Source organism: Collinsella sp. CLA-JM-H32, assembly GCF_040098165.1.
Taxonomy (GTDB): Bacteria; Actinomycetota; Coriobacteriia; order Coriobacteriales; family Coriobacteriaceae; genus Collinsella.
In genome coordinates, this window is sequence record NZ_JBBNMZ010000010.1 from 77,160 (window position 1) to 93,185 (window position 16,026).

Below are 16,026 nucleotides of genomic sequence, written 5' to 3' on the forward strand. Positions count from 1 at the left end.
TGTCCTACTCGCCTGCCTTGGCGACCATAGAGGCGAAGTCGGCAGCCTTGAGCGAAGCGCCGCCCACGAGGGCGCCGTCAACGTCGGGCTTGGCGACGAGCTCGGCGATGTTTCCGGGCTTGGCGGAACCACCGTAGAGAACACGGATGCCGTTGGCGAGCTCCTCGCCGAACATCTCCTTGAGGGTCTCACGGATAGCGCCGCAAACCTCCTGAGCGTCCTCAGCGGTAGCGGTCTTGCCGGTGCCGATGGCCCAGATGGGCTCATAGGCGACGACGACCTGCTTGGGGCAGGTGATCTCAAGACCAGCAAGGCCAGCCTTGACCTGGTTCACGACGTGCTCGACATAGGTGCCGGCCTCGCGGACCTCGAGGGACTCGCCGCAGCAGAAGACGGGAACAAGGCCGGCGGCAACGAGAGCCTTGGCCTTCTTGTTCTGGTCCTCGTCGGTCTCGTGGAAGTAGTCGCGACGCTCGGAGTGACCGATGATGCAGTAGGTGCAGCCAGCGGACTTGAGCATGTCGCAAGAGGACTCACCGGTGAAGGCGCCCTTGGCCTCCCAGTACACGTTCTGTGCACCGAGGGCGATGGGGGCAGCCTGAATGCGGTCATGAACCGTGGTGATGTCGATGGTCGGAGGGCAGACGAGCACCTCGACGCCAGCCGGAACCTCGGGCAGAGCCTGGGCCAGCTCGTCGGCGAGCTTGGCAGCCTCGGCGACGTCGTTGTTCATCTTCCAGTTACCAGCGATAAGAAGGGTGCGATTAGGCATCGAGAAGCGCCTCCACTCCGGGCAGGGCCTTACCCTCGACGAGCTCCATGGAAGCGCCACCACCGGTGGAGATCCAGCTCATCTTGTCGGCCAGGTTGAACTTGTTGACAGCTGCGACGGAGTCGCCACCGCCGATGATCGAGGTGCAGTCGGCCTCGGCGACAGCCTCGGCGATAGCCTGGGTGCCGTGAGCGAAGTTGTCAAACTCGAAGACGCCCATGGGGCCATTCCAGAACACGGTCTTGGCGCCCTTGACGGCCTCGGCGTAGAGCTCCTCGGTCTTGGGGCCGATGTCCATGCCCTCACGATCGTCGGGGATAGCGTCGGAAGCGACAACCTCGGGGACAGCGTCCTCGCCAAAGTGATCGGCAACGCGGTTGTCGATGGGGAGCAGGATCTTAACGCCCTTCTCCTCGGCCTTCTTGAGCATCTCGCCGGCGCGCTCGACCCAGTCCTCTTCCTTGAGGGACTGACCAACGGACAGGCCCTGAGCCAGGAAGAAGGTGTAGGCCATGCCGCCACCGATGATCAGGGTGTCAGCGGAGTCGATGAGGTGATCGAGAACGCCGATCTTGGAGGAAACCTTGGAACCGCCGACGATGGCGACGAAGGGGCGCTCGGGCTCGGCGAAGATGCCGGTCAGCGTGTCGACCTCCTTCTCGAGCAAGAAGCCGGCGACGGCAGGCAGGTAAGCGGCGGGGCCCACGACGGAACCCTGGGCGCGGTGAGCGGTGCCGAAGGCATCGAGAACGAAGACGTCACCATAGGAAGCGAGCTTCTTGGCGATCTCGGGATCGTTCTTCTTCTCACGCTTGTCAAAACGGACGTTCTCGAGAACGAGGACCTTACCCGGCTCGACGGCGGCGACAGCCTCAGCAGCCTTCTCGCCGTAGGTGTCAGCGACAAAGGCAACGTCGAGACCAGAGAGCTCAGCGAGTTTCTTGGCGACGGGCTCGAGGGACAGCTCGGGCTGGAAGCCGGTGCCCTCGGGACGGCCGAGGTGGCTCATGAGGATGACGCGAGCGTTGTGCTCAACGAGGTAGTTGATGGTGGGCAGGGCAGCCTTGATACGGGTGGTGTCGCCAACGACGCCATCCTTGATAGGCACGTTAAAGTCAACGCGGACGAGAACGCGCTTTCCGTCGACATCGATGTCGCGGACGGTCTTCTTGGTAAAGGCCATGTTTGCTTCTACCTTTCGTACGTGTCTGCCTCCCATTACGGCAGACGATTTCTTATAAAAAGGGCGCGACCCTAGGGTGTAAGCCCTATAAGGCCGCGCCCTTCTTTAGACGCTCAACGAGCTATTCGCTAAAAGCTAAATTAAGCAACGAACTTCTCGAAGTACTTGATGGTGCGGACCATCTGAGAGGTGTAGGAGTTCTCGTTGTCGTACCAAGAGGTGACCTGAACGAGGGTCTGGCCGTTGCCGAGGTCAGAGCACATGGTCTGAGTGGCGTCGAAGATGGAGCCGTGGGTCTCGCCGACGATGTCGCGGGAGACGATCTGGTCCTCGTTGTAGGCGAAGGTCTCGGGGATGGTCTCGGCGTAGGCCTTCATGGCAGCGTTGACCTCGTCGACGGTGACCTTCTTGTCAACGACGGCGTAGAGGTTGGTCAGCGAGCCGGTCGGCGTCGGGACGCGCTGGGCGGCACCGATGAGCTTGCCGTTGAGCTCGGGGAGAACCAGGCCGATGGCCTTGGCAGCGCCCGTGGTGTTCGGGACGATGTTCTCGGAGCAGGCGCGGGAGCGACGGAAGTTGCCCTTGCGCTGCGGGCCGTCGAGCGGCATCTGGTCGCCGGTGAAGGCGTGGATGGTGGTCATGATGCCGGACACGATGGGAGCGAAGTCGTTCAGACCCTTGGCCATCGGGGCGAGGCAGTTGGTGGTGCAGGAAGCAGCGGAGATGATGTTGTCCTCAGCGGTCAGCGTCTCATGGTTGACGTTGTACACGATGGTGGGCAGATCGCTGCCGGCCGGAGCGGAGATGACGACCTTCTTGGCGCCAGCGTTGATGTGGGCCTGAGCCTTAGCCTTGCTGGTGTAGAAGCCGGTGCACTCGAGAACGACGTCGACGTCAAGGTCGCCCCAAGGCAGGTTGTTAGCGTCGGCCTCCTTGTAGATCTTGATCTCCTTGCCGTCAACGGTGATGGAATCCTCGCCAGCAACGACCTCGTGATCGCGAGCGTAGTTGCCCTGCGTGGAGTCGTACTTCAGCAGGTAAGCGAGCATATCGGGAGAGGTGAGGTCGTTGATAGCGACGATCTCGGAGCCCTCATGACCGAACATCTGACGGAAAGCCAGACGACCGATGCGACCGAAGCCGTTAATAGCAACCTTTACTGCCATTGTGTCTCCTTTCGTAAGGCCCCCGCGAGCTACAGCGCCCGCCGTTGAGGCCCACAAACTAACCACTCGCCTAATATACCTTTTTTTTGACTTGAATTTCACGAGAATGCTCGAAATTGAAAATCAAATTTACGTTAAAACGTTTTAAATACTAAAATAGCAGCTAAATCCGTATATAAGTCGATACTTCAAACTACTTGTTTGCTTCAATGAGCTTTTCAAGCCTCAAAACGCGATGGTACAGGGCAGACTTCGACAAGGGAGGGTCAGCCATCTCGCCCAGATCGCGCAGCGACAGATCGGGATAGCGCTCGCGCAGGTCGCAAAAGACTGCCAAGGCGTCCGGAAGCGTGTCGCGCAAACCCCGCTGTTCGAGCTCATCGATCATCGCAAGCTGATGCTGGGCGGCACCCGCACTTCTGGTCTGATTGGCCAGTTCGGCATTCACGCGACGGTTTACGTCGTTCTTAACCAATTTGACCGCGCGCGCTTCCTCGATCTCGGCAACGCTGCGCTTGGCGCCAATCAGCTTTAGGAGCTGCTCGATCTCCTCGGCGCTTTTAATGTAGACAGCAAAGGATCCGCGCCGCGCGTTAACGCGCGCATGGACCCCAATCTGCTCCAATAGATCGCAAAGTCCCCGGGCATACTGCTCGCCCTGCACCGCGATCTCCAAATGAAAGTCGCCGCGGGGATCGGCCACGAAACCGCCGGCGATGAGCGCGCCGCGGATGTAGGCAAGCCTGCAGCAGGGACGGGCAACGATGTGCCGGGGAACACCGGCGACGAGCCCTCCCCTGCGGTCGAGAATGCCCAGCAGCACCAGAGCCTTGTCCAGGTCGGGTTGATCGGGCAGGGTAATGAGATAGTTACGGACCTTATGCAAGACCGATTTACGAACGGTGAATTCCGTTTTGAGCTTAAGGATGCGATGCGTCAGCGTGATCATCGTGCGCGCGACGGCACCCGTCTCGGTCGCGACCGTCAAACGATACCGCCCGGAGCCGGCCAGCGAAAGTGTACCGCTCACACGCGTCAGGGCGGCAAGCGTCGACAAGTCGCAGTATTCACATTCGGGTTCGCAGCGCGCAAGCTCGTCGCGCACCTCAGCGGTAAACGACATGCAGGCCTATGCCTTCGTGTTGGCGCGCGACAGGTCGCGGTGGGAAATGCTCACGTGATATTGGGCGCCTTCCAAATAACGTGCCGTGGCCTCGGCGATGGCAACGCTGCGGTGTTGACCGCCCGTGCAGCCGATGGCAATAGAAAGCTGTGGCTTGCCCTCCGCGATATAGCCGGGCATGACCGTATCGAGCAGCTGCGTCCAAGCTTTCCAGAACTCCTGGGTCTTGGGATGGTCCAGAACAAAGTCGGAGACCTTCTTATCGAGACCGGTCATGGTGCGCATCTCGGGATCGTAGAACGGATTGGGCAGGAAGCGAACGTCGATCATAATGTCCGCCTCGACGGGCATACCGTGCTTAAAGCCAAACGAGAACACGTGAACGTCCATGAGCTGCTGGTCGGACAGCTCGGAAAATGCCATACGTAGCTTGTTGCGCAGGGCAGAGGTACGCAGGCGGCTCGTGTCGATGATCATATCGGCTCGGTCGCGCACACCCTGCAGCTGCAGGCGCTCGCGCTGAATCGCATCGGCCGTAGTCTCCCCCGGCTTGGCAATGGGATGGCGGCGGCGGTTTTCGCTATAACGACGGATCAGCACCTCGTCAGAGGCCTCGAGAAACACGATGTCACAGCTCATCTCGCGCTCCTCGAGTGCGGCAACGGCATCGAGCAGCTCATCGAACAAGCCCTGGCTGCGCAGGTCACAGGTGACGGCGAGATGCCTGCCCACGCCCGTATTGATGCCGACGAGCTCGGCAAGCTGGGCGATGAGACGCGGAGGCAGGTTATCGATGCAAAAATAGCCCATGTCCTCGAACACGTGCATGGCCTGTGTGCGGCCCGATCCGGACATTCCGGTGATGATGACGATATCGGGGATGCGCTCCGAGCGCTCCGCCGCATCCATGGCATCTCCCTTTTGCATGTGCTGCCTCCCGAAAACAAGCGCGGGACCCAGCAACCCGGATCCCGCGCGGTCAATTGCCTATATTGAGTATACCGCCCCGAGCGGATACGAGGCCTGTCTTACGCCTCAAGTGCAGCCTTGAACCAACTCGTAATACTCGTGGGGTGCGTGATGGCGGTGCCGACGACAACGGCCCAGGCGCCAGCATCGATTGCGGCGCGAGCCTCCTCGGGCGTATGCACGCGACCCTCGCAAATGATAGGAAGGCCGGGGAATTCCTCAGTCGCCTGACGCAGGAGCGGCAGGTCGGGGCCATCGGCCATAGTGCAGTCGATGGCGGCGACGCCGTGAGAAAGCGTGGTGGATACCAGGTCAAAGCCCATATCAACAGCACGGCGAATATCCTCGATGGTGGCACAATCCGCCATCAGGAGCACACCCTCCTCGTGCAGCGGGCGGAAGGTATCCTCGACCGTCTTGCCATCGGGGCGCGGACGATCGGTGGCGTCGATCGCCACGATATCGGCACCGGCAGCAACGCAGGCGCGAGCGTGACGCAGCGTCGGCGTGATGTAAACGCCCTCGTGCCCATCCTTCCACAGGCCGATGACGGGAACCTCACAGCGACCCTTAATGGCGGCAATGTCGGCAAGGCCCTGGCAGCGAATGGCGGCGGCGCCGCCGAGCTCGCAAGCGCGAGACATTTGCGCCATGGTCTCGGGCGTACGAAGCGGCTCGCCCATATACGCCTGAACGCTCACGACGAGCTTACCCTTCAGGGACTGGATCAAAGGATCAACGGTCATGTTCGACTCAACCTTTCTCAAAAACAGCCTTCTGAGACACCGCACCTTGACGTTCAAACCGTCGCTCGCGTACCGAAGTACGCTTCGCTCCTCTTTCACGTCAATCTGCGGCACCTCAGAAGGCGCACTTGGTAGCTATGTTTATTTCAACGACGCAAGAAGGTGTTCGGCGGCACCGATGAGCGGAGCATCGCCCTCCAGAGAACCGATGAGGATCGGCGTGTCCTGAAGCGGATCGAGCGCCTGGCTGGCATAGCCCTCGTGCACCGAATCCTTCCAAGTCTGTGAACGCCAATCGGGACCTTGGTGAATCACGCCGCCCGAAAGCACGATGACCTCAGGGTCCAGGATGTTAGCGAGCGAGCCCAAGCTGGCACCCAGCGCAAAGCCGGCGTCATGGATGACCTCGGTCGCCTTTGCGTCGCCCGCACGGCACAGGTCGTTCACATCGCGACCGACCGAAGGACGGCTGGGGTCGACGCGGCCAAAACGCTCATCGTACATTCGACCAATGGAAGTGCCCGAAGCAACCGACTCCAGATGGCCGGAACGCCCGCAGGCGCAGGGAATGCCGGCGGCAGCCGAGCACTCGATGTGGCCCATATGGCCGGCAGCACCATGGAAGCCCTGCATCACGCGGCCATTCTCGACATATGCGCCGCCGATGCCCGTACCGATGCCAAGACACAAGACGGAAAACTTGCCCTTGCCGACGCCCCAGTGGGCCTCGCCCAGAGCATGAGCCTGCACGTCGCCTACAACGGCAACGGGAAGACCGAGGTCCTCGCGCAGACGCGGCCCCAACTGAACGCCGGACCAGCCGGGCATGATCTCGTTGGCATACGCAATGGCACCCGTCTTGGGATCGACAACGCCGGCGGCACCGATACCGACGCCAAGGACCTCGACATCGGGATTCGCCTCGAGAGCAGCCTTGATGGACGCCTCGATACGCTGGAAGACGGCCTCGCCGCCCTCTTGGGCCTCGGTGGGAACCTCGGCCTCAAAAACGGGATGGGGCACGCTGCCGTCAGCCGGGTACTCCATGATGGCAGTCGCGATCTTAGTTCCGCCGATATCGACAGAGCAGACGTACTTGTTCTCCATGTCGCTCTCCTTAGGAGATAAAAAACAACTACAGGAAATGCGCCGTCAGGCTAGCCGTCACAGCGCGGAAAAGGTTTTCCAGGTGCCCGAGATCGCCAAGAAACCGTGTGACCATTGATCTAATGGGTCATGGCCGCACGGTTGAACGGCGAGGTCGGGTGCCCGGGGAAGCTTTACAGGAGACCGTTGTCCTGGAGGACCTTCTTAATCGCCTCGACGTTCTCGCCGGTCATGGCCTTCACCGGGCGCGGCATGGTCGGGCTGTCGAAGATACCCATGAGGTTCATAGCGGTCTTGAAGGCGCCGACGCCACCGGCATAACCCTGGACGCCCGAGGTGACATCCCAGATGTGCGAAATCTCATTGAGGCGATCCTGCTCGGCCTTGACGGTAGCCCAGTCACCAGCCTGAGCGGCCTTCCACTGACGCACGTAGCCCTCGGGCTCAACGTTGGCGAGACCCGGAACGGAACCGTCGGCGCCACCGAGGTAGGCGCCGTCGACAACAACCTCGTGACCGGTGAGGATGCTCATCGGATGGCCGTTCTTCTCGTTCTCCTGAACGAGGTAGCGGAACGAGATGTCATCACCCGAGGAATCCTTGACGCCGGCCAGAACGCCCTCGGCACCGAGCTTGGCAAGGAGCTTCCACGGGAGCTTGGTGTGGACACACACGGGGATGTCATAGGCGAAGATGGGCAGGTCGAGTTCCTCATGCAGGATGCGGAAGTGCTCCTCGACCTCGGTCATGCCCTGCAGGGCATAGAACGGGCAGGTGGCGACAAGCGCATCGGCGCCCAGCTCCTGAGCGACCTTACCGTGCTCGATCATGCGCTCGGTCTCGGTGTCGATGATGCCGACCAGAACGGGAACGCGGTGGTCGACGATACGGACGGCCTCGGAGATGATCTGACGGCGACGCTCGTCGGTGGAGAAGACGACCTCGCCCGAGGAGCCCAGGAAGAACAAGCCATCGACGCCGGCATCGATCATGCGGTTGATGCTGCGCTCAAAGGAGGCAACATCGAGCTGGTGGTCTTCGGTATCGGGAACAACGACGGGAGGGATAACGCCGGTGAATTTCTGAGTTGCCACAAGAATCTCCTTAGTTGTCTGGTGGGCAGCCCTATGCCGCCCACTCTTGTTGGCAGTGTCCAGGCCGTCTAGGCCAAAGAACACGAGTAGAACGTTTGGTTAAAAAAGTCGACGACTTCGTTTTCGAACGCATTGATGCGCTCGTGAGCGTATTTGGCATAGATGATATGTCTCCGGTCACACTCAAGACCGTTGAATACGGCAAACTGATCCTTGGGATCGCTCACGGTATCCATGAGCGATGTGCCCATGAGCACCGATCCGCGCACCCGAGACGACAGCGCCTCGAGGCCGCCAGGAAGCGGATTGGCAACCGCCGTGCAGGCGAGACCCCGCTCGTCCAGAGCAGAAACCGCCAGCGCGACTCCGCCGCCTAGACCCTCGCCCCATGCAAAGATGCGGTCGGGGTCCATGCCATCAAGATTGCGCGCCACCTTCGCCAGCGCGCAACCCCAACGGACGCGCTCGACAAAAGCGGGCGAAGAAATCCCCCGCTGCAGGTCGTCCGCACCAGCAACATCGTCATCCAGCGCGAGGACGGCATACCCCATGGCGGCAAATCTCGTCATGTGATGCCAGCCGCGCACAGGCCGATCGATATCGTGGAACATCAGGCACAGCGGCACGCGCTCAGACACTCGGGCACGACCGACAGGCTCGATCAAACGAGCGTGAATCGCATCGTCAGCGAGCTCATAGGAGACCTCCGAGTAACGGGCGCAGGGGTTAACAAAGTCAATCGCCGTAATGGCCAGGCCTTGAATCTCAAGATTCGAAGCGCATGTCTCTAAATCAGAAACATCTGCTTGGACATCACCGCGCCAGTCCCGATATTCTGCGAGCCTTGACGAAACCGTTCCAGGAATTCCCACGAGCCCGGGGACAATCAGCTCATTAACATTGCTCTCGCACTTAGACATGAGCCTCCCCTCCCTTGCAGAAAAACGGAATGATCAGATCGTCAAAATCCTGAATCTCCTCGTGGCCAAAGCCTTCAAAGAACTCATGACGCTTTTCGCAGGTCAGGTTGTTATAGACCGCAAACTGCGTCGCTGGCGGGCAGACGATATCGGCTGTGCCGGTGCCAAACAGCACGGGGCATTTGACCATAGGGGCAAAGTTCTTGGAATCGAAGTACGCCAGCTTGGCATAGGCTTCGTCAATACGAGTCGAGTCCTCGTCAAACCAGCGAGACCAATAGCGCAGGCCCTCGTAGGCAATGTCGTCTGCATCCAAATCCCAGACTAGGCGGAAATCTGACAGGAAGGGATAGAGGATGGCGGCACGATTGATAAGCTCGCTGTTAAGCGCACAGGTCGCAATGCCCAAACCACCACCCTGCGACGCGCCGTTCACAAACACACGCGCAAGATCGATGCCCTCGAGCTCGCGAACGATGCGGCACAGGATGCGAATATCTTGGTGCAAGCGGACATAGTAGAGGTTGGCCGGATCGCCGTCGATACCGGCGACGATATGACCGGCAACCGTTGTGCCCTCAAATCCACCAATGTCCTCGGAGGGACCTCCTTGGCCGGGGCAGTCGAGGGCGATGAGTGCCATGCCCATGCCCGCAAACGACGCCTGCTCAAACCAGCTGCGGCTTGCACCCGGATACCCATGGAACTGAAGTACCAATGGCACGGGCTCGTCCGAGACGGGTTTAAGGTACTTGGCATGCAGGCGCGCGCCACACATGCCGGTATACCAGAGGTCGAAAAGCTGGCAGGTCGCGGCATCGGTGACCGATGCCGCCTCGATCGCATAGTCAAGCCCGACGGCGTCGGCCTCGGCCATGCGATCCTTCCAAAAGAGATCGAAATCTGATGGACGGGGCATGGCGCCTCGATATTCACCAAATTGATGTTGTAGCTCCTGAGCACTTGGCATGGCTCGTGAACCCAACCTTTCGAAATCGCAACGGAGGTGCGCCCGGCAAGGGGGCCGGGCGCACGGGAGGGAAAGCGAGGCTACTCGCCGAGCTTGGGGTGCAGCAGCGACGGCGCAGCGCCGAGCAGCATCTTGGTGTAGGGGTCCTGGGGGTGCTGGAAGACCTGCTTGGCCTCGCCCTGCTCGACGATCTTGCCGCCATTCATAACGATGATGTCGTCAGAGATATAGCGGACCGTCTGGATGTCATGGCTGATGAACACCATGGCCAGGCCGAGCTCCTTCTTAAGGTCGGTCAGCAGATTCAGAATCTGCGCGCGGACCGAAACGTCCAGAGCCGAGGTGGGCTCGTCGGCGATGATGGCATCGGGGTTCAGCGACAGGGCACGGGCAATTGCGACGCGCTGGCGCTGGCCACCCGAAAGCTGGCCGGGAAGAACCTCGGCGGCGGAGCTGGGCAGACCGGTGAGCTCCAAGAGTTCCTTGACGCGCTTCTCCTGCTCGGCCTCGGTACCCAGGTTGTGGACGCGCATGGGGTCGAGCAGTTGCTCGCGAACGACCATGCGGGGGTTGAGCGCCGTGGCCGGGTTTTGGAACACGACCGAGATGACGCGACCCATGTGGCGACGGTCCTCGGCGGTACGTTTGGTAACGTCCTTGCCCTTAAAGTAGACCTTGCCGCTCGTGGGGGCCTGCAGGCCGCACATGACGTTGGCGGTGGTGGACTTACCGCAACCGGACTCGCCGACGATGCCAATCGTCTGACCGGGCATGAGCTTAATCGTAACACCCTGGACGGCGTGAACCAGGTTGGGGTGCAGAATCGAGCCGGTACGGGTCCTAAAGGTGACGTGGACGTCATCAAGGAAGATGATCGGCTCGACGCCGTTGACTGCGGTCTCGCTCATCTACATCACCTCCGCGTGAGGGGTCAAACCATTTGCCTTGAGCACCTCGTCGGGGAGCTCGGAATAGAAGTGCTCGGTGCCGGGCACGCGCTTGAAGACCGGACGGGTATCCAGGCCAATACGCGGATGGCTCGAGCGGGGTGCGAAGCGATCGCCCTTGGGGAAATCTCGCGGGCTGGGAACGGCGCCGGGGACCTGGTGCAGACGGCCCGAGCCGCTCTCGATGGACAGAACGGAGCCCAGAAGACCGCGGGTGTACTCGTGGATCGGGTTGGTGAGCAGCTCCTTGGTGGGTGCCTGCTCGATAACCTGACCGGCGTACATAACCGTGATGTTGTGGGCGACCTCGGCGACCAGAGCCAGGTCATGCGAAACGAAGATCATGGCAAAGCCGAGCTTGGCCTGAAGATCGTTGAGCAGCTTGATGACCTGCTTCTGGACGGTAACGTCCAGAGCGGTCGTGGGCTCGTCGCAGATGACCAGCTTGGGGTCGCGGGTAAGGGCCATAGCGATCAGGACACGCTGACGCTGGCCGCCGGAGAGCTCATGCGGATAGCTCTCGAGCGTGCGCTTGGGATCGAGGCCGACGAGCTCCAGGAGCTCCTCGGCGCTGCGGGTTCCGCCGCGCTTGGTGAGCTGCTTCATCTGGGCAGAGATGAGCATGGAGGGGTTGAGCGAGGACAGGGCGTCCTGATAGACCATAGCGATATCGGTACCACGCAGGCCGAACCACTCCTTCTTGCTCATCTTGAGCAGGTCACGGCCCTCCCAGAGGACCTCGCCGGAAAGGTGCTCGTCCTCATCGGTCAGGCCCATGATGGCCAGCGTGGTGATGGACTTACCGCAACCGGACTCGCCCACCAGGCCCATGGTCTGACCAGGACGGACGTCAAAGTTGACATGGTCGACAACGTTGATATCACCGTGATGCTCAAACTGAATGCAGAAGTCACGGACCGAGAGAATCGGTTCGACAGACTCGTCGGGCACATGGCGATCGTCACGCTTGAGCTCGACATCGCGCAGGGCGCCAAGGCGAGCGGAGAGGGACTGGGCCTGCTCCTTGTAGGCGCGAACGGGGTCGGAGACCAGCAGGTCGGCCTCGCGACGCTTGGAGGAATCGGTCGGATCCAGGGCGGCGGAGGGAGCAGCGGCCATGGCGTCGGTAATGCCCTCGGAGAGGATGTTGAGCGCCAGGCAGGTGATCATGATGGCCAGGCCCGGGAACAGCGCCTGCCACCAACGGCCGGCGAGCACGCCGCCGCGGGCGTCGGCGAGGATGTTGCCCCAGGTAGCGGTGGGCTCCTGAATACCAGCGCCGATGAAGGTCAGCGAGGCCTCGAAGATGATGGCGTCGGCGACCAGGGTAACGGTGAAAACCATGATCGGGGCGATGCAGTTACGCAGAACATGCTTGATCAAAATCCACGGAGCCTTGGCGCCGGAAACGATGACCGCGCGGACATAGTCCTCGCCGTACTCGGACACGATGTTGGCGCGCACGATACGGGCAATCTGCGGAGTGTACATAAAGCCAATGGCGAAGATGATCGACGGCACGGAGTTGCCCAGGATGGAGACGAAGACGGCCGCGAGGGCGATGCCCGGGATGGACATGATGATGTCCAAGATACGCATGATCGTCTCGGAGACGGCCTTGCGCGAAACCGCTGCAAGGGCGCCCACGACCGAGCCGCAGACCAGAGCCATGGCAGTGGCGCCAAAGCCGATAATCAGCGAGTAACGACCACCGTAGAGCATACGCGACAGAATGTCGCGACCCTTATCGTCGGTACCGAAGATAAATCCGTTGCCGGGAGCCTGGCGAGCCGTAAAGATCTCGACCGGGCTATAGGGGGCAAGAAGGGGCGCCAGAATCGCAGTCAGGGCGACCAGCACCAGCACGACGGCGGCAATCTTAGAAGACAGCGTCATCTTCTTCCAGCCACCGAGCTTGAGCCCCTTGGAGGCAGCCTTCTCGAGCTGCTCGGTTTGCTTCTCTCGAATCTTTACCATAATCTACACCGTCCTGATGCGCGGGTTGATGAGCAGGTAGAGCATGTCAACCACGATGTTGATGATGATGAAGGCAAGAGCAACGACGATGACGACGCCCTGAACCAGGTTCGCCTCGTTGCCCTGAACGCCCTGCAGAATCGCGGTGCCCATGCCGGGGAGGTTGAAGATAACCTCGATGACGACGGCGCCGCCCATGAGGTAACCGATCTTAAGACCGAGGGTGGTGACCGGGGTGATCAGCGCATTGCGAAGAACGTTGATGCCGACGACGACCTTCTCGGGAACGCCGGCGCCGCGAGCCATACGGACATAATCCTTGTCGAGCTCCTCGACCATGGCGGTACGCACGATACGAGTCATCTGGCCCGTCAGCGGAAATGCCAAGGCGATAGCGGGCATGATCATACGTCCCAGATAGCCAACCGGATTCGTGGTGAAGTGAGGCAGAGCACCCGATGCCGGGAGCACCTTAAGGTAGGAAGAGAACAGCAGGATCAACAGAACGGCAAGCCAGAACGACGGGGTTGCCAAGCCGGCGATGGAAAAGACGCGGATCACTTGGTCCGGCCATTTGTCGCGATACAGTGCCGCGATGACGCCGAGCAAAAACGAAACGACCGCACCGATAGCAAGACCGATAAAGGTCAGCTGCATCGTGACGGGCAGGGCCGTGGAGATGCGCTTGGCAACGGAGTTGCGAGCAGCACCATAGGTGCCCATGTCGCCATGGATCAGATCGCCCATATAGCGCACGTAGCGCACGGGCCAGGGGTCGTCCAGACCATACTTCTCATGGTACTCGGCAACCGCCTCGGGCGAGGCACCGTCACCCAACGCCGTGTAGGCGGGGTCGGTCTTGGAGAACGACATAAGGAAGAACACCAGGACGGTGACGCCCAATGCCATGATCGGCAGCGCCACAAGACGCCTTCCAATCAAACGTAGCAAGTTGTTCACGTTCTCTCCCCTTTCTTTTGTCGGTAGGACCAACTGGTATATGAGTACGGATACTCATTACAAGACCCGAGCGACATCGTTGCCGCCCGGGTCTTTGTTTCAACTATGAGGATACGGTCCCAACGGCCGACATCCTGCATACAGACTCAAGCGAGTCTTACGCCTTGACGGTCGCAACGCCCCTGAAGGACATGCTCGTCGTGCCGATGCCCTTGAAGCCATCGAGGGCCTCGCCGTTGGGCGCAGTGGACGGATCGTCCCAGAAAGCGGAGACGGTCTTGACGTGGACAACGGGGTACAGAACGGCGTTGTCGGCAATGATGTCGAAGCACTCGTTCCACTTCTTCTGCTGCTCGTCGCCCTCGGCGGCAAGAGCCTCGTCCATGAGACCGTGGAGCTTCTGCCACTCAGCGGACTCCTTCCACGGGCAACGGGTCTGCATCCAGACGTTGTCGCCGTACCACCAGTTGAGCAGCAGGTCGGGATCAGCGCCGAAGCAGGAAGGATCGCCAGGGGCAAGGAGGATATCGTAGGCCTCGCCGCCGTCAATGGCAGCGTAGGTAGCCGGCGAGGTATCGGTCTGGATGGTCACATCGAAGCCGAGAGCGTCGAGGTCGTTCTTGACCTGGGCGGCCATGCCCTTAATCTGCTCGTTGTCGGTGGTGCGCAGGGTGATGGCACCCGGGGTGATGCCAGACTCCTCGATGAGCTTCTTAGCCTTCTTGGCGTCGGTCTTGTACACCGTGGAAGCCTCATGATAGTTGGTGAAGCTCTTGGGCAGGTAGCAGCTGGCAGCGGTAGCAAGGCCGGCGAAGGTGTTGCTGACCATCTTCTCGGTGTCGAGCGCATACATGACGGCCTGACGGACCTTGACGTTGTTCCAAGGCTCCTTGGCGACGTTGAACATGATGAAGCGGGTGCCGAAACCCTGAACGTTATCGATCTTGCAGCCGGCGCTCTCGAGCTGGTCGACGGCGTCAGCGGTAACGAGCTCCATAACGAGCGTGGAGCCCTCCTGCTGAGCGGTAACGCGAGCGGTGGGGTCGGTCAGAATGCTGTACTGGATCTTCTTATCCTCGGCAGCATACTCACCGTTGTACTCGGGGTTGGGAACCAGAGTGATCTCGGTATCGGAGATAGAGTCGTACATCCAGGGGCCGGAACCGATCGGCTGCTTGGCGCGATCCTCCTCGGTCTGGGTGGCCGGGGTAACGCGGACGATGGCCAGACGATCCTTGAGCAGGGAGAAGTTGGGGACCTTGGTCTTGACCGTCACGGTGCTGGCGTCCTTGGCCTCGATGGACTCGAAGGGCTGGAAGAACGGAGCATAGGTAGCGGAAGCGGCGCAAGCGGTGTAGGAGGCAACGACATCGTCAGCGGTGACCTCGGTGCCATCGGAGAACTTGGCGCCCTTGCGGATGGTGACCTCGAAAGTGGTGTCGTCCACAGACTTGGGATCGTCGGTGGCGAGCTCGTTGAAGGTGCTGTAGTCGTGGTAATCGATGCCGTAGAGGCCCTCGACGACGTGCCAGTTAGCACCCAGGCCCACAGCGGAGCCGGTGCTGGCGGGATCGAAGCTGGACGGAGCGTAAGCGGAACCAGCGGTGATCACGCCGCCGCCACGGTTGGCGGAATCGGTGGAACCGGAAGCGGAACCCTCGTCGTTAGAGCTGCCACCGCAGCCGGTGAGACCAAGCCCTGCGACAGCAGCGACGCTGCCGGTGAGGCCGAGGAACGAACGCCTGGACATACCCTTGTTGATGATGGCCATGTCTTCTCCTATCAATAGAGAATCTTACTCGGGAGCACCTAGACTTGCCCCCGCGCAACTTGCGGACGATATATACCTTACCTACCGACGAACCCAACTGAGGTGCCGCGCTCGGCGACCGATACATACATACGCTTGAACGGTATTTACTACCGTTCACCGAATTCGTTGACAAACGATTCGCCAGACAGTATGTATCGGCGAGGTGAGATATCAGTCTTCGTCAACCCGCAGGATAGCAGGGTTTTCGCTTGGGTTAGTCAAACGTTTTAGCGTTAATAAAACCCGAAACCAGCAGGCAATCATGGCGAAATAAATGGT

Annotated in this window: 14 protein-coding genes; all 14 read right to left on the bottom strand. The window is 60.5% G+C overall.

What is annotated here, in order from left to right; genetic code table 11:
- Positions 1-4: 4 nt before the first annotated feature.
- Positions 5-772 (bottom strand): triose-phosphate isomerase, encoded by a 768-nt coding sequence (tpiA, locus tag AAA021_RS07495; protein WP_349088684.1) that lies wholly within the window; start codon positions 770-772, stop codon positions 5-7.
- The gene (locus AAA021_RS07500) at positions 765-1,955 is read right to left on the bottom strand and encodes a phosphoglycerate kinase (RefSeq protein ID WP_006236149.1); all 1,191 of its coding nucleotides are present in this window, start codon (positions 1,953-1,955) and stop codon (positions 765-767) included. Before AAA021_RS07500 ends, tpiA begins: the two co-directional genes overlap by 8 nt.
- A gap of 140 nt (positions 1,956-2,095) precedes the next feature.
- A complete protein-coding gene (gene gap / locus AAA021_RS07505) occupies positions 2,096-3,121 on the bottom strand; it encodes a type I glyceraldehyde-3-phosphate dehydrogenase (protein WP_055286941.1) in 1,026 nt (341 codons plus the stop codon).
- A gap of 193 nt (positions 3,122-3,314) precedes the next feature.
- Positions 3,315-4,244: a DNA-binding protein WhiA gene (whiA, locus tag AAA021_RS07510; RefSeq protein WP_349088685.1), complete on the bottom strand. Its 930-nt coding sequence runs from the start codon at positions 4,242-4,244 to the stop codon at positions 3,315-3,317.
- A 6-nt stretch (positions 4,245-4,250) separates the two neighbouring features.
- A complete protein-coding gene (rapZ, locus tag AAA021_RS07515) occupies positions 4,251-5,171 on the bottom strand; it encodes an RNase adapter RapZ (RefSeq protein ID WP_022094878.1) in 921 nt (306 codons plus the stop codon).
- A gap of 101 nt (positions 5,172-5,272) precedes the next feature.
- The gene (locus AAA021_RS07520) at positions 5,273-5,959 is read right to left on the bottom strand and encodes an N-acetylmannosamine-6-phosphate 2-epimerase (RefSeq protein WP_022094877.1); all 687 of its coding nucleotides are present in this window, start codon (positions 5,957-5,959) and stop codon (positions 5,273-5,275) included.
- Positions 5,960-6,100: 141 nt separating this feature from the next.
- Positions 6,101-7,066, bottom strand: a complete 966-nt coding sequence (locus AAA021_RS07525) for an ROK family protein (RefSeq protein WP_022094876.1) — start codon at positions 7,064-7,066, stop codon at positions 6,101-6,103.
- A 173-nt stretch (positions 7,067-7,239) separates the two neighbouring features.
- Positions 7,240-8,160: a dihydrodipicolinate synthase family protein gene (locus AAA021_RS07530; protein ID WP_195520698.1), complete on the bottom strand. Its 921-nt coding sequence runs from the start codon at positions 8,158-8,160 to the stop codon at positions 7,240-7,242.
- A 68-nt stretch (positions 8,161-8,228) separates the two neighbouring features.
- Positions 8,229-9,080, bottom strand: coding sequence for an acetylxylan esterase (locus AAA021_RS07535; protein WP_349088686.1), 852 nt, complete (start codon positions 9,078-9,080; stop codon positions 8,229-8,231).
- Complete coding sequence (locus AAA021_RS07540) at positions 9,073-10,050, bottom strand: acetylxylan esterase (protein ID WP_349088687.1); 978 nt, start codon at positions 10,048-10,050, stop codon at positions 9,073-9,075. Before AAA021_RS07540 ends, AAA021_RS07535 begins: the two co-directional genes overlap by 8 nt.
- 80 nt (positions 10,051-10,130) lie before the next feature.
- A complete protein-coding gene (locus AAA021_RS07545; protein WP_006236159.1) occupies positions 10,131-10,958 on the bottom strand; it encodes an ABC transporter ATP-binding protein in 828 nt (275 codons plus the stop codon).
- Positions 10,959-12,974, bottom strand: coding sequence for a dipeptide/oligopeptide/nickel ABC transporter permease/ATP-binding protein (locus AAA021_RS07550; RefSeq protein ID WP_099431432.1), 2,016 nt, complete (start codon positions 12,972-12,974; stop codon positions 10,959-10,961). It lies immediately after the preceding gene.
- Between the two features lie 3 nt (positions 12,975-12,977).
- Positions 12,978-13,934: an ABC transporter permease gene (locus tag AAA021_RS07555; protein WP_035138896.1), complete on the bottom strand. Its 957-nt coding sequence runs from the start codon at positions 13,932-13,934 to the stop codon at positions 12,978-12,980.
- Between the two features lie 157 nt (positions 13,935-14,091).
- Positions 14,092-15,705: an ABC transporter substrate-binding protein gene (locus tag AAA021_RS07560; RefSeq protein ID WP_349088689.1), complete on the bottom strand. Its 1,614-nt coding sequence runs from the start codon at positions 15,703-15,705 to the stop codon at positions 14,092-14,094.
- Positions 15,706-16,026 lie beyond the last annotated feature (321 nt).

Bases quoted from the DNA above. Each gene is read 5' to 3' on its own strand.
- tpiA (WP_349088684.1), bottom strand. From the start codon at position 772: ATGCCTAATCGCACCCTTCTTATCGCTGGTAACTGGAAGATGAACAAC.
- AAA021_RS07500 (WP_006236149.1), bottom strand. From the start codon at position 1,955: ATGGCCTTTACCAAGAAGACCGTCCGCGACATCGATGTCGACGGAAAG.
- gap (WP_055286941.1), bottom strand. From the start codon at position 3,121: ATGGCAGTAAAGGTTGCTATTAACGGCTTCGGTCGCATCGGTCGTCTG.
- whiA (WP_349088685.1), bottom strand. From the start codon at position 4,244: ATGTCGTTTACCGCTGAGGTGCGCGACGAGCTTGCGCGCTGCGAACCC.
- rapZ (WP_022094878.1), bottom strand. From the start codon at position 5,171: ATGCAAAAGGGAGATGCCATGGATGCGGCGGAGCGCTCGGAGCGCATC.
- AAA021_RS07520 (WP_022094877.1), bottom strand. From the start codon at position 5,959: ATGACCGTTGATCCTTTGATCCAGTCCCTGAAGGGTAAGCTCGTCGTG.
- AAA021_RS07525 (WP_022094876.1), bottom strand. From the start codon at position 7,066: ATGGAGAACAAGTACGTCTGCTCTGTCGATATCGGCGGAACTAAGATC.
- AAA021_RS07535 (WP_349088686.1), bottom strand. From the start codon at position 9,080: ATGTCTAAGTGCGAGAGCAATGTTAATGAGCTGATTGTCCCCGGGCTC.
- AAA021_RS07540 (WP_349088687.1), bottom strand. From the start codon at position 10,050: ATGCCAAGTGCTCAGGAGCTACAACATCAATTTGGTGAATATCGAGGC.
- AAA021_RS07545 (WP_006236159.1), bottom strand. From the start codon at position 10,958: ATGAGCGAGACCGCAGTCAACGGCGTCGAGCCGATCATCTTCCTTGAT.
- AAA021_RS07550 (WP_099431432.1), bottom strand. From the start codon at position 12,974: ATGGTAAAGATTCGAGAGAAGCAAACCGAGCAGCTCGAGAAGGCTGCC.
- AAA021_RS07560 (WP_349088689.1), bottom strand. From the start codon at position 15,705: ATGGCCATCATCAACAAGGGTATGTCCAGGCGTTCGTTCCTCGGCCTC.